The organism is Streptomyces sp. WAC04114 (assembly GCF_019733245.1).
Taxonomy (GTDB): Bacteria; Actinomycetota; Actinomycetes; order Streptomycetales; family Streptomycetaceae; genus Streptomyces; species Streptomyces massasporeus_A.
The window spans coordinates 1-12,939 of sequence record NZ_JAIGQA010000212.1 but is presented as its reverse complement, the minus strand read 5'-3'; the positions used below and the strand labels follow the sequence as shown (position 1 = coordinate 12,939).

Sequence of the window (12,939 nt, the reverse complement as noted above, 5' to 3'; positions counted from 1 at the left end):
CTCCAACGGCGCCTCTCGGGCCCGGTGACACCACCCCCCAGGTCATCGGTTCGACAGGGGGGAACAGTCATGCCGGGCCCGGAGGCCAGCGGCCCTCTTGCAGGACCGCGAAGAACATAACGGGGGGCCCCGCCCAGACTGTTCCGGTCCGTTCCGGAAAGGCGACAAACTGATAGGCGCGGCAAAGGGCTATTGAACCGAACGATAGAAATTTGCCGCCAGACCGTGACACGGCTTTGCCCGTTCAGTTGTGTCCATGCATCAATCACCCTTGACGGTGCACTCGCTCACAAGCCACGGAGGAGTTATGTTGAACGCCACGGTGTGGACGTTTGTCGTGACTGCATCTCTCTGCACTATCGGTTCCGTATTCCTATCCGACCCCCATCGGCGACTGCACCACACCGACGCGACCGAACTGCGCCGCCGTCGGCTCCTCGTCGAGGTGCTGCGGAACAACATGCGTACGCAGCACTGCGCACCGCCGCCGCCCCGCCCCACGGACGAGGCCGGGGGTCCAGCCACGAGCACTGCTGCACCCCAGCGACCTGCAACAACCCCCTGACAAGGGCTTCGAGGCAGCTCCGGACAGCACCTCGTCCAGGCTGGCACACGGCAGCCGGCAGCCGGTCGCGATCATCGTCACAACGTACGTATCACCGATGGCGTCACCCGTTCTCCTCGGTACCCATCGCACGACTTGAGCGTTATGGTGCATATGACAGGGGCAGTGGCAACGCATCGACGCTCATTGCTTGAATACTCGATCGCATCACCCGGGAACTTCACCTCGACAAACGACGTGTCCGGAAATTCTCTCACGTCATGAAATGGCATGCCTCCCGCGCAATTCCTTTCCTCGTACTTATGTGGGAGGCCTGTGGGATTTTTCCCGGCGGCAGGTGCTTACACGGGTGTGAGTCGAAAGGTTTGCGCGGAGCCGTGGGTGCACGTCCACTGCTGCAGGCGGGCGCCGTCAGCCGTCGAAAGGTCTGTGACGTCGAGGCACTTCCCGCTGTGCCGGGCGGTGAACTCCCAGGCAAGGTCACCCCTGTTGACCGGACGCCACTGCCTGATCGCCGCCCCGCCGTAGGTCCAGAGCTGTATCTTGGCGCCGTCCCCGGGTCGCGCCGCTGCCGCCGGTGACGTCCCAGGCCGCGGTCGTGGCGTTGGCTCACCACGCGCACGTGGCCGTCCGTGGTCGGCAGGAACTGCCAATGCTGGTTCGTGTTGCCACTCAGGCACGTCCACTGCTGCACGGCCGTGCCGTCTCCGGTCCGCCGCCGGTGGCGTCCAGGCACTTGCCGCTGTGGGTGTTGACGACCTGGTACCAGCGGGAGGGGTCGACGGTCCCGGTCGGAGGCGGCGTGGTGCCGTCCTGCTCCCAGACGAACGTGGCGACGGCCCCGGCGGGAAGGGGGTAGGACAGCGGCTTCCCCCCGTCGGTGAGGGAGAACGTCTGGGCGGAGGATGCCGAGTTCACCACGTACGCGGCGCGTGAGCCGTCCGGGTTCTCGAACGTCACGTTCCGCACTCCGTCGGCGCCCTGGCTGGTGGAGCCGATGCGCACGGCAGCCGGTTCGACGAACTTGGACAGGTGCCCCAGGACGCAGTACTCGACCATGCGGGTGACCGTGTCGCCGTTGATCTCGACGACGCCGTTGCCCGGTTCGTGCAGTGGCCCTGGTGCGGCCCGCCGTTCTGGTCGAGCGCCAGGTTCCAGTTGATCACCGTCTCGCCACCGTTGCGCATAGAGGAATCCAGCATTAGACGCTGCTTCTTGGCCCAGCCCGATGAGCCTCCAGTGTTGCTCACGTCGGGCCTTCACGCGGGAGGCACCAGTAGGTGATCATGGAGTAGTAACCGCCCGTGACCAGCGATGATGAGGAGGCCGAGATCCTTGTTCCCCACCGGCCGGCCGCACTTCCCGGTGAAGAGGCGCACTGCCTGAGAATGCCGCAAGGTCATGCGCGCCATACGCTCGACACATGTCCGACGTCACGTCTGCCGGCGCCGCAGCCGACGACCTCCCTGCACCGGCCGAGGGCATGGTGCTCACGCACTTCCTCACTGTCAGCGATGTCTCCCGCTCACGGGCGTTCTACGCCGACGTACTGGGTGGAAGGGTGGTGCTGGAAGAGAACCCCTGCATCATCAAGGCCGCCAACAGTTGGATCATCATGAACCCAGGCGGTGGGCCCACCGATGACAAACCCGATGTCGTCCTGCGTCCACCGGACGACCCCAACACCGTCTCCAGCTTCCTGAACGTACGTGTGGCCGACATCCACGACTTCTATGCCACAGCGAAAGCCAAAGGGGCGGAGTTCCTTACCCCACCTATCGACCGACGCGCCGAGCTGCGCTGCTACATGCGCGATCCGGACGGCTATCTCATCGAGGTCGGCCAGGCCACGGGGCTGCTCAAAGGCATCCTGGCACGCAGCGACGCCGAAATCTGACGCGTCCGAACGGGAAGGTGTCTTTGAGAAGCAGGCTTTTTCCTAACGACCCTTGTGAGGTGTGTCTGATGGATACCTACGACGTCGGCTACTTCGTCGGCAGCCTGTCTTCGACTTCGGTCAATCGGGTGTTGTCCAAAGCCCTCATCCGGCTGGCGCCGGAGGACTTGCGGTTCACTGAGATCCCGATCGGTAATCTTCCGTTGTACAGCCCTGACTACGACAGCGACTACCCGGCTGAGGCCCTCGCCCTGAAGGCGGCGATCGCGCGGTCGAACGCCGTGCTGTTCGTGACGCCGGAATACAACCGCTCGATTCCGGGTGCACTGAAGAACGCGATCGACTGGGCCTCGCGGCCTTGGGGACAGAACTCCTTCGATCACATCCCCGCCGCGATGATCGGCGCCTCGATCGGACAGATCGGCACCGCGGTCGCCCAGCAGAGCCTGAGGGCGGTGATGGCGTTCTGCAACGCCAGGCAGATGACCGCGCCCGAGGCGTACATCAAGTTCACGCCGGAGGTGTTCGGCGATGACGGTGAGGTCAGGGACGAGTCGACCCGCGCGTTCCTCAGCGACTTCATGGCGGAGTTCCGCGAGCATGTCGTCCGCGTGCTGACCGTGCTGCCGCGAGGGTGAGGGGCGCCCAGCGCAAGGCGGCGAAGTGGTCGGTCGGTGACGAGGTTGCCAGGGCGGCGGTAGTCGGTAGCTATCCATTTCCGCAGGCGGGGGATGTCGTATGCCTTGTCGGCGTGCAGGCGCTGAGTGGTTTTGTTGACGGGATCCGACACCACTCGTCGCTCAGGGCCGAGAACCCCTTGTTTCGTGGGAGGGCGATGTCTGTGAGTTCTGGCAACGCCCGGGGGCTTGCGGTGGGAGCATGGACGTGCTCTGCGGGATGAGGCTGCGATGGCGCCACCGAAGTCCAAAGTCGACTTGTACGCGGCGATCCGCCGTGATGCCCGGGCAGGGATGTCGGACCGGGCCTTGATGCGTGAGCACGGAGTCGGATTCCGCACGGTGAAGGCCGCGTTGGAGTCGGTCTGGCCGGAGCCGCGGAAGAAGCCGCGGCCGCGTGGCACCCGTCTGGATGCCTACAAGCCGTTGATCGACGAGATGCTCCGGGCGGATTTGGATGCTCCGCGCAAGCAGCGTCACACGGTCAAGCGGATCTTCGACCAGCTCCTGGACGAGCACGGGGCGGAGGCGGTGACCTATCCGATGGTGCGGGCGTATGTCGCAGACCGGCGGCCCCAGATCGCTGTTGAGGCCGGCCGCGGGGTGGTGCACGCGTTCATTCCGCAGTCTCACCGCCCGGGGGCCGAGGCGGAGGTCGACTTCGGCGACGTGAAGGTATGCCTGGCCGGTGAGCAGGTCACCTGCTTCGTGTTCGCGATGCGCCTGTCGTATTCGGGCAAGGCCGTGCACCCGCGTCCTCGCCTCCTGCGGCCAGGAGGCGTTCCTCGAGGGCCACGTCCACGCTCTCAGCGTGCTGGGTGGAGTGCCGAGCGGCAAGGGGCGACCCGCTGCTGATCCGCGGCGACCTCGGGTGAACGACAGGGGACCTCATCGGTGCAGTCCATGTCGCCGAGAGGAGCCTGGACGCCGTACGCGAGTGTGGCTGCCGCCGTCGACCGAGCCCCGCAACGCAGCCGCCGGCTCGCCGGGTCAGTTCGCCGCGCACGGCTTCGTCCCCGTCGCGGGGGTCGGTCTGCTCGAGGGCGCCGTGCTCGCGCAGTGCCTTGAGCTCGTCGGCGTGGGCGGCGATCCGCTGCGCATCGCGTACAGCAGCCTCCCGTTCGGCGGCGGCCTCCGCCCCGGCGGCGAGCTCGGCCCGGACGACGTCGTCGGTGTCCGGGTCGTACACGGTGCCCGCCGCGGCGGCTCTCCGGCCGAGGCGAGGCCGCCGCCATGGCCCAACCACTACCTCCGCCTTCCACAGGAAACCGTCTGAACGACCGCACCGAACGGGCAGACTGGCAGCCGACCGAGGAGTTGAACGGAAGCCGTAGGGGGAGCTGGAATGAAGTACGCGATGCTGGTGGGACCGGGCGTCGCGCCGGACGGCGCGGCTCGGCTCGAGGTGCCGGACGGCGCCACCCTGGACGACACCGCCGACGCGCTCGACCTGCTGCTCGCGACCCGGCCAACGCCGGACCATGTGGTCCTCGTCGTGGGCGGCACGGTCGTCGGGGTCACCACCCGGGCCCACCTGAGCACCGTGCGCGCGCTCGGGTTCGTGCGGGGCGCGGGCGAGGAGGACCGTGGCCGCCAGCCGGTCGAATCCACTCAGTACACGCTGCTGACCTTCCGCTGCCCGTCCTGCGAGCGGATGGCCTGGACCGCCTTCTACGACGAGCGGTACCGGCCGACGTGCGAGACGGACGGCCACGGGCCGATGGAACTGCGGTGAGCCGCGGATGAGCCAGGCTGGCCTCGCCACCGTCGCCACGGCACCCGCGGGCCTCGCCTCGGGCAGCTCCGGACGGTTCTTCCTCGTCTCCTACCTACCCACCTACGCGGGGGCGTTGAGCATCCTGTGGCTGGTCTGGGCGGGCGCCCCCGGAGGCGCCCTCTCCATGCGCCGCGCCTGGCGCACCGCTGCCGGACTCGGCGTCGGCGAGATCGTGCTCATCGCCGCCGGCATCACCGTCGTCGCCGTCGTCTTCCAGCCCCTGCAACTGGCCATGGTGCGGCTGCTCCAGGGCGGCTGGCCCGACGCCCTCGGCGCGGGGCTGTGCCGCGCCCGGCAGCGCCGCCGCAAGGCCCGGCTCGAACGCCGTACGGTCCTGCCTCCGGCCACGGGCGACGCGACGCCGGCGGAAGTGACGGCGGCCGCCGTGCAGCGGGCCGGTGCGGCCGCCGCGCGACTGCGCCGCCGCTACCCGCTGCCCGACCACCTCGTCCGCCCCACCGCCCTGGGCAACGTCCTGACCGCCACCTTCGACACCGCCGGACGCGACCACGGCTGGGACGCGGCGGTGGCCTGGCCCCGGCTCTACCCGGTCCTCGGCGACCGGTCACGCGCCCTCGTCGACGACTCCCGCGACTCCCTCGACGGCGCCGTGCGGCTCGCCGTCACCGGGGCAGCCACCGCGCTCACCGCCGCCGTGCTGCTGTGCTCCAGTGGGTGGTGGCTGGCCCTCGCCCTGATCCCGCTGGCCGTCGCCTGCCTCGCCTACCACGGAGCGGTCCAGGCGGCCGTCGCCTACGGAGACGCCGTACACACCGCGTTCGACCTGCACCGATTCGACCTGCTGCGGGCTCTGCACCTTCCGCTGCCGGCCGGCCTCGCCGAGGAGCGCGCCCGGGCCTCGGCCCTCTGCGCGTCCTGGCGACAGGGGCTGCCGCCGCCGGACACCTACGAGCACCCCGAAGTACCGCCCGCCGTATGACCCGTTGAGGCACCGGCCCGGGCCGAAGCGCCCTACCGTGGCCCCATGGCAGCGATGGGGGAACACCGCCGCAACGACCGCGTCCGGGCTCTGCACGAGCGCGGGCTGCGGGAACTCGACGACTACATCCGCTCCCGTGACCCCGCCGCCCTCGCACGGGCCCGGCTCGCGTTCCACACGACCGTGGCCGCCCTCGGCCCGCACACCCCCGACCGGCACGTCCATTTCCGGAACCTCGCCTACACCGAGGCACTGACGTACGAGGAGACCGGCGCCTCCGGCCCGCTGCAGGACGCCGTCGTCCTGTACCGCCAGGCCCTCGCCGAGGCTCCCGCCGACCACCCCTACCGGCCCGCCTACGCCTACGGGCTCGGACGCGCCCTGCGCCGGCTGTACGGAGAGACCGGCGACCCCGCTCACCTCGACGAGTCCGTCGAGTGGCAGCAGCGGGCACTGTCCGGCGGACCGGGCGCCCGGCTGGAGGCCGCCACCCAGCTGGCCGGTCTTGCCGAGACGCTCCTCGACCGCAACCTCCTGACCGGTGACCGGGGTGACCTGGAGGAGTGCGTGGCGCTCTACCGCCAGGCCGTACGGCTCACGCCCGAGGCCGAGCAGGAGGACCTCGCGATCCGGCTGGTCAACTTCGGCTCCGCGCTCGGTGCGCTCCACAAGGCGACCCGGGACCCTGGCCACCGCGACGAGTCCATCGAGGCCCACTCCCGTGCCCTCGCCCTGCTGCCCGCCGGCCGCCCGCAGCAGCGGCAGGCCCTTCTCGACGCCCTGGCACAGGCAGTACAGGGCCGTTACGACACCACCGGCCAGCTGGAGGACCTCGACACGGTGATCGCCCTGCGCCTGCGCGCCGTCGCGAACACCGACCCCGGCACCACCGACCACGGCGAGGCCGCACTGCACGCCGCCGACGCGCTCCTGGACCGGGCCGTCAGGACCGGTCGGCCCCACTTCGCCGACCAAGCGATCGCCGTACTCCGGCGCGCCGTCGCGGGCCGACCTGCCGGCAGCGCCGAAGGCGCCGTGCTGACGGGCATACTCGGATCGGCGTACGACACCCGGTACGACCTGACCGGGGAGGCCGCCTCCTTGGACCGGGCCGTCGCCCTGCTCCGAGCGGCCGTGGACACGCCCGGTATCGGGCACCACAACGCCTGCGGCCTGCGCACCAAACTCTCTGGCGCCCTGCGGACCCGGCACTCGGCGCGCGGAGACCTCACCGACCTCGAAGAAGCGATCACCGTGCACCGCGACGCGCTGGCCACCGGGGCCGGCCTGGATGCGGCACACCGAGCCCTCCACCAGGCGAGCCTCGCCGCGGGCCTGAACCAGCGCTTCGGCGTCCACGGCGACATCACGGATCTCGACCGGTGCGCCGAACTGTGCCGCCAAGCCCTTCTGGTACTGCCCGAGGGGGACGCGAACCGTCCGGTCGTCCTCATGCTGCTCGGCGACACCCACCTCGCCCGGTTCTTCCACACCGCCCGTCCGCAGGCGCTGGGCCCGGCGCTCGGCGCCTTCCGGCAGGCCCTCGACGCCGCCGACCCCCAGCAGCGGACGGCCGCGATGAGCAACCTCGCCCGCGCCCTCCTCGCCCGCTTCGACCACGCCGGCGGCACACCGGCCGACCTGGACGAGGCGATCGGCCTGCAGCGCCACGCCATGAACCTGCTCCCCACCCAGCGGGAAGTGACCGGCTACAACCTCGCCCAGTCCTTGCGCAGCCGCTACGAGATCAGCCACGACCTCACCGACCTCGAGGAGGCCGTCGCCCTCCTGCGCACCGTCGTGCGGGACCGCCCCCGCGACGACCCCGACCGGAGCAAGCCCGGCACGGCCCTCGCCGAGTGCCTGTACAGCCTGCACCTGCGGACCGGGAACCGTGACCTGCTCACCGAGGCCCTCACCGCCGCTCGCGACATCACCACGGTCACCTCCGCCCCGGTGCGCGAACGGCTCGCCGCCCACGTCACGTGGGGCCAGGTGTCCGGCGTACTGGAGGACTGGGACACGGCGTGGCGCGCCCTGCGCACGGCCACGTCGCTGCTGCCCGAGCTGGCGACCCGCAGCCTCACCCGCAGCGACCAGCAGTACGCTCTGGCCCGCCTGCCCGGCATCGCGGCGGAGGCCGCCGCCTACGCCCTTCAGGCCGGACGACCCCAGGAAGCCCTGGAAGTCCTCGAACACGGAAGGGGGGTTCTCCTCGGCCGGCTGCTGCGCACCCGCGACCTCGACCTCGACCGCCTGCGCCGGAAGGCACCCGCTCTGGCCGACGAGTTCCTGCGGCTGCGCGAGGAGGAGTCCGGCGAGCCGGCCGGGCCTTCCGTACCGACGGCCACCACCGAACAGGCGGCCGAACGGCGTCGCGCCCACGCCGCCGCATGGCAGCACCTGCTGGGCCGGATCCGGGCGCTGCCGGGGTTTGACGGCTTCCTGCGCCCGCCCCCGGCCGAGGAGATCCTCCGCCAGGCGGGCGACGGACCCGTCGTGCTCCTCAACATCAGCATCCGCTGCGACGCCGTCATCGTGGCCGACGGAACGATCGACGTCCTGCCGCTGAAGGTGCGCTCCGGCACCGTGGCCGAGCAGGTGGCCGTCTTCCTCGACGCCACCCGCGCCGCCTCCCGGCCCGGAGCCTGCCTAGAGGAGATCTGGTCCGCGCAGGAGACCCTCTCCGGCGTACTGGAATGGCTGTGGGACACCGTCACCGGACCCGTGCTCCAGCGTCTCGGCCACACCGAGCCGCCCGCCCCCGGGGAGTCGCCCCGGCGGGTCTGGTGGTGCCCGCAGGGCACGCTGGCCTTCCTGCCGCTGCACGCCGCCGGCTACCACGGCGCCCGGGCCGACCGGGACCGGCCGCGCTGCGCACTCGACCTCGCCGTCTCCTCCTACACCCCGACCATCGGCGCCCTGCACCACGCGCGCCGACGTCCCGAACCCGCCCCGTCAGACGCGCGGCGGCCCCTGGTCGTGGCCATCCGCGACACGCCGGGGGCAGCGCCCCTGCCGAACGCCCCACACGAAGCGGAAGAGGTGCGGACGCTGCTGCCCGGACCTACCCGGGCAACCCTGCTGACCGGCGCCGAGGCCACCCGCGACCGGGTCCGGGAGGGCCTGCGCTCCAGCCCGCACGTCCATCTCGTTTGCCACGCCGTTACCGACCCGCACGACCCCTCCGCCTCGCGCATCCTCACCCACGACCACATCGAAAGGGCGCTGACCGTCGCCGACATCTCTGCCCTGCGGCCGTCGGGAGCCAGCCTGGCGTACCTCTCCAGCTGCTCCACCTCCGGGACCCGCCCCGAGCTCGCGGACGAGGCGATCCACATCACCAGCGCATTCCAACTCGCCGGATACCGCCATGTCGTGGGCACGTTGTGGCCCGTGACGGACGAGATCGCCCCGCGCATAGCCCAGTCCTTCTACGGCCGGCTCCCGCGCGGCGCCGCGCACGCGCTGCACGCGGCCGTCCGGCAGGCGCACACGGAGTATCCGCTGCTCCCGTCGCTGTGGGGAGCGCACATCCACATCGGTCCCTGAGCGCCCGGTCGCGCCGGCCTCGTCTCCTAGCCGCGAGCGGCGCGGACCATGCGCAGGTTCTCCCGGGCCTCCGCCGTGCGAGAGTCGGCCGTGCCGTAGAGCCGTTCGTAGCCGGCGACGACGAGGCGGCACTCCTCCTCGGCCTGGGCGTGCCGGCCCGCGTTGAAGAAGGTGGCGGCCAGGCTGGTGCGGTACTCCAGGACGTCCGGATGGTCGGGGCCGTGCAACCGCTCGACGCCCACGACGGCCGCCCGTAGCTCCGCCGCGGCTTCCTCGACCTTGCCGAGCGCCTGGAGCATGGCGCCCAGGGTGGCGTGTGCGGAGAGGGTGTCCGGGTGGCCGGCGCCCTTGATCTTCACCGACTGGCGCAACGCGTCGCGCATCGACCGCGCGGCCTGGGCGACATGCCCCAGGTGGTACTGGACGGCGGCGTGGTTGATCTGGGCCGTCAGGGTCAGCTCCGACTTCCGGCCCAGCAGCCGCTCGGCGTCGCGCAGCACCGAGAGGTAGAGCGCTCCGGCCTCCTCCAGCGCGCCCCGGGCTCGCAACACCCCGGCCAGGGTGTTCCGGCTGCCGAGCGTGTCCTCGTGCTCGGGCCCCAGTAGCCGCCTCCGGCGTTCGAGCGCGGTGCGCGCCAGTCGCTCCGCCTCCTCGTGCCGCCCCAGGGCGAGCACGACGAGGGCCAGATCCCCGAGGGCGGTGAGCGTGTCCGGGTGGTCCGGGCCTAATGTCGCCTCGCGCTGGGCGAAGACGGAACGGCGCAGCCGCTCCGCGTCCTCGGGCCGTCCACGGTCCCGTAACAGGGAGGCGAGAGCGGTCTGCGCCGCGAGGGTGTCCGGGTGGGCGGGCCCCAAATCCGCCCTGCGCTCCGCCACGACCCAGCGGAAGACCTCCTCAGCCTCGTTGAACTCTCCTTCCTGGCGGAGTTGCTCGGCCAGCTCGAACGAGAGCCGTACGACCTCCGGATGGTGCGGGCCGTGTTCGGTCGCGAGGTGTCCCAGCTTCATGCGCGTCATCCCGGACGCCGTCAGCGAGAGCTCCACATTCATCACGGGGATGCCGTTCTCGCCCTCGTGATGGGTGATCCGGTACGAGCCCAGGCCCTCCAGCTCACCCTCGTCGGTCGCCCCGTCCGGTGCCGGTGGCGGCCCGGGCACGGGGGCCGCGGAGTGCTGAGTCCGTGGGGCCGGGTTCTCCGTCCCCGAGTGCGTGCCCCGTCCGCGCCGGCGGAACGGCCACCTGCTTCGACCCGCCCTGTCCGTATTGGTCATCCCCACTCCTTCGTCGACCGAGGGAGTCGTTCCCCGTCCACCGGCGGTCCACCCCCGCGCGTCCGACCTCTCACCGCACGTCCAGCCGGAGGATCCTGTCGTCACCGGGAACGGGCGTCCCCCATGTGTCGGTCTCGCGGGTCGTCAGCAGGAGCCGGCCGTCGCCCACCGCCACCACCATGCGCAACCGGCCGTACTCCTCGGTCAGGAACGTCTCGGCCCCCCGGCGCGTTCGGCCCCCGCCAGCGGAACGCGCCACAGCCGCTCGCCCGCAGCTCGGCCATCCCAGATCGCACCCCTGGCTTACGAGACGTCGGCGGCCGGAACACCCCCGCGTCGGTGGGGAGGACTTGGTCTGCTTGGGCGAGAGGGAACTGCACGCCGGGGTCGACGAGGGCTGGAAACATGCGCCGGAGGGGCGGGTCGATGTCACCGCGGGTGAGGTGTTCGACGAAGTGGCGAAGTCCATCGACCGGTCCCCGCAGCCCCGTCCGGTCGCAGGCCCGGATGCTGGGGCTCAGCGAGCAGGAGACCAACGCATTCCTGCGGATGTGGGGCGAGTGCCCGACGCCGATGACCGCCGAAGAGGTGGGCCAGGAGATGGGCGCCTGGAGCACCCTGCGAAAGCAGAGCCTGCCGTCCGCAGTGTCCTCCGCAGAGGAAACCCTTCCGGTGACGCTGAAGGCCAGCGTGCTACCGCACTACTCCTCGAAGTCGGCGTTCATGGAGGCCATGCGCAGACTACTGCTGGCCCAACGGGCCCCGGGAAAGAAGTCACTGCTCGACTTCCTCCTCGACGCGGACGGTCAGTGGCAGAAGGGCTCCTTCATCGCCCGCTCGGGCCGGCCGATGCGTGGCCGCTACGCGCTCTCCGATCCCGACCGGCGACCTGAACCGGATGAGCGGCTTCACCGAGGCATCCGGGTCGGTGACCAGCAAGCCGGCGGTGCTCATCGAGGGCTATCCGGTGGACATCCCGACGGCCCGGCTGTGGGAGGCGCCCACGGCAAACTGCCGGCGGGCACGGTGTCGGCAGCCCCTGTCGTCGAGCCTCCTGCCTTCTGAAGCGGCTGGGCCGCAGCTGGGCGGGCTTGGCCGAGTGGGCCCTGCGGTATGAGGGCATCACGCTTGGACTGCTGCAGCAGCTCGTGATCTGCGGTTGCATCGAACTGCCCCTCCTCGAAGGACTCCTGCTGCCTGCGACTCACCCCCTACCGCGCGGCACTGGGCTGTTGGTCGGCGATTGACATGATGGGGGCGGCAAGATCACAGGTGTCTCCATGGAGCGACTATGACGTTCAAGGCCGAAGCCGATTCCGGAGTCGCCGACAGGGTTGAGTGGTCCTACGCACCCAAGGTGGGCGTCGGACCACTCCGGTTCGGCATGACTGTCGATGAAGTGGTCGAGGCGGCTCAGGTTCTCGGCCGGACAAGGGTGGGCGATTGCCCACGGGACCACGCGATCTTCTCGCCGACGTGGAAGATCGAGGTCCATCGTGGGGCGGCCCCTGGTCCACCCGCCGTCACGGCATACGTGAGCCAGGCTGCGAGATTGTTCTGCATCGCTGCCGACGCCGTCCACGGTCCCCAGGTCGAGCACGACGGAATCTCGCTGGTCGGAAGGGATCTACGGGAACTGGAAAGCGAGGAAATCGCCCATGCCGAGACGGTGGACGGACACTTTCGCTACACGCCAGAGGGATACGCAGGACCGGACGATCCCGGGGTCGTCATGCGCGGGCAACTCGTCGGGCAGGTCCTGCGGTCTCGTCCGTTGTTCATGGTGCCGCGCGACGGCGCCCATACCGAATGGGACTCGATGCCGTCGGAGGAACACCGTCACGGTCAGTCAACGACCTGAGGTGGTGTGACTCGTGGCGAGGAGCGAAGGAGATCGCCGCCCCGTCATCATCGGCGGGAGCGATGCGAGACGGGAAGCCGGGGCCGCTTCAAGCTCTTGGGTACGTTCGCAGGTGGCCTGTCACGGGCACGGGGACCGGTAGGTGTGGTGGTAGCTGTCGCGCGGGCTTATTGATCTTGGTTGGGACCTGCTGTGCAGGTGCTGATGGTGGTAGTACCAGCGCGTCGTGATCGTTGATGCCCAGTTCAGGGAGGCCGTCGTCGCACGGCGGGCCCTGGTCCACCCGCCGTCACGGCATACGTGAGCCAGGCTGCGAGATTGTTCTGCATCGCTGCCGACGCCGTCCACGGTCCCCAGGTCGAGCACGACGGAATCTCGCTGGTCGGAAGGGATCTACGG

General features: G+C 70.3%; 12 protein-coding genes and 2 pseudogenes. 9 read left to right on the top strand and 5 right to left on the bottom strand.

Annotated elements, in window-relative coordinates:
• Nucleotides 1–906 precede the first annotated feature (906 nt).
• The 3 genes and pseudogenes from K4G64_RS41205 to K4G64_RS41195 all read right to left on the bottom strand — a co-directional run bounded on the left by K4G64_RS41205 (nt 907) and on the right by K4G64_RS41195 (nt 1,624).
• A complete protein-coding gene (locus K4G64_RS41205; RefSeq protein WP_308122569.1) occupies nt 907–1,218 on the bottom strand; it encodes an RICIN domain-containing protein in 312 nt (103 codons plus the stop codon).
• Nucleotides 1,212–1,259, bottom strand: a pseudogene (locus tag K4G64_RS41200) (hypothetical protein); the annotation flags it as partial. The pseudogene K4G64_RS41200 and the gene K4G64_RS41205, both read right to left, overlap by 7 nt.
• Nucleotides 1,238–1,624, bottom strand: coding sequence for a glycoside hydrolase family 30 beta sandwich domain-containing protein (locus K4G64_RS41195; RefSeq protein ID WP_308122568.1), 387 nt, complete (start codon nt 1,622–1,624; stop codon nt 1,238–1,240). The pseudogene K4G64_RS41200 and the gene K4G64_RS41195, both read right to left, overlap by 22 nt.
• Before the next feature lie 364 nt (nt 1,625–1,988).
• On the opposite strand from K4G64_RS41195, the gene K4G64_RS34530 reads away from it, so the two are divergent.
• The 7 genes from K4G64_RS34530 (at nt 1,989) to K4G64_RS34500 (ending at nt 9,408) form a co-directional block, all read left to right on the top strand.
• Entirely contained in the window at nt 1,989–2,462 is a 474-nt protein-coding gene (locus K4G64_RS34530; RefSeq protein WP_221759853.1) for a VOC family protein, read from the top strand.
• 68 nt (nt 2,463–2,530) lie between these two features.
• The gene (locus K4G64_RS34525; RefSeq protein WP_221759852.1) at nt 2,531–3,100 is read left to right on the top strand and encodes an NADPH-dependent FMN reductase; all 570 of its coding nucleotides are present in this window, start codon (nt 2,531–2,533) and stop codon (nt 3,098–3,100) included.
• Between the two features lie 270 nt (nt 3,101–3,370).
• Nucleotides 3,371–3,994: a hypothetical protein gene (locus tag K4G64_RS34520; RefSeq protein ID WP_260461378.1), complete on the top strand. Its 624-nt coding sequence runs from the start codon at nt 3,371–3,373 to the stop codon at nt 3,992–3,994.
• An 82-nt stretch (nt 3,995–4,076) separates the two neighbouring features.
• The gene (locus K4G64_RS34515; protein ID WP_221759854.1) at nt 4,077–4,415 is read left to right on the top strand and encodes a hypothetical protein; all 339 of its coding nucleotides are present in this window, start codon (nt 4,077–4,079) and stop codon (nt 4,413–4,415) included.
• 69 nt (nt 4,416–4,484) lie between these two features.
• Nucleotides 4,485–4,874 carry a hypothetical protein gene (locus tag K4G64_RS34510; protein ID WP_221759851.1) on the top strand — a complete coding sequence of 130 codons (390 nt, stop codon included), beginning with the start codon at nt 4,485–4,487 and terminating at the stop codon, nt 4,872–4,874.
• Between the two features lie 7 nt (nt 4,875–4,881).
• Nucleotides 4,882–5,856, top strand: a complete 975-nt coding sequence (locus K4G64_RS34505; protein ID WP_221759850.1) for a hypothetical protein — start codon at nt 4,882–4,884, stop codon at nt 5,854–5,856.
• Between the two features lie 45 nt (nt 5,857–5,901).
• Nucleotides 5,902–9,408: a CHAT domain-containing protein gene (locus K4G64_RS34500; protein WP_221759849.1), complete on the top strand. Its 3,507-nt coding sequence runs from the start codon at nt 5,902–5,904 to the stop codon at nt 9,406–9,408.
• A gap of 26 nt (nt 9,409–9,434) precedes the next feature.
• Here the strand turns inward: K4G64_RS34500 and K4G64_RS34495 are convergent, their stop codons facing one another.
• Together K4G64_RS34495 and K4G64_RS34490 are read right to left on the bottom strand one after the other, a co-directional pair.
• Nucleotides 9,435–10,565, bottom strand: a complete 1,131-nt coding sequence (locus K4G64_RS34495; RefSeq protein ID WP_221759848.1) for a tetratricopeptide repeat protein — start codon at nt 10,563–10,565, stop codon at nt 9,435–9,437.
• A 184-nt stretch (nt 10,566–10,749) separates the two neighbouring features.
• Nucleotides 10,750–10,938, bottom strand: a complete 189-nt coding sequence (locus tag K4G64_RS34490) for a hypothetical protein (RefSeq protein WP_221759847.1) — start codon at nt 10,936–10,938, stop codon at nt 10,750–10,752.
• Nucleotides 10,939–11,084: 146 nt separating this feature from the next.
• On the opposite strand from K4G64_RS34490, the pseudogene K4G64_RS34485 reads away from it, so the two are divergent.
• Nucleotides 11,085–11,796, top strand: a pseudogene (locus K4G64_RS34485) (polymorphic toxin type 5 domain-containing protein).
• Nucleotides 11,797–11,970: 174 nt separating this feature from the next.
• On the top strand, nt 11,971–12,540 hold the full coding sequence (locus K4G64_RS34480) for a hypothetical protein (protein WP_221759845.1): 570 nt from the start codon (nt 11,971–11,973) through the stop codon (nt 12,538–12,540).
• Nucleotides 12,541–12,939 lie beyond the last annotated feature (399 nt).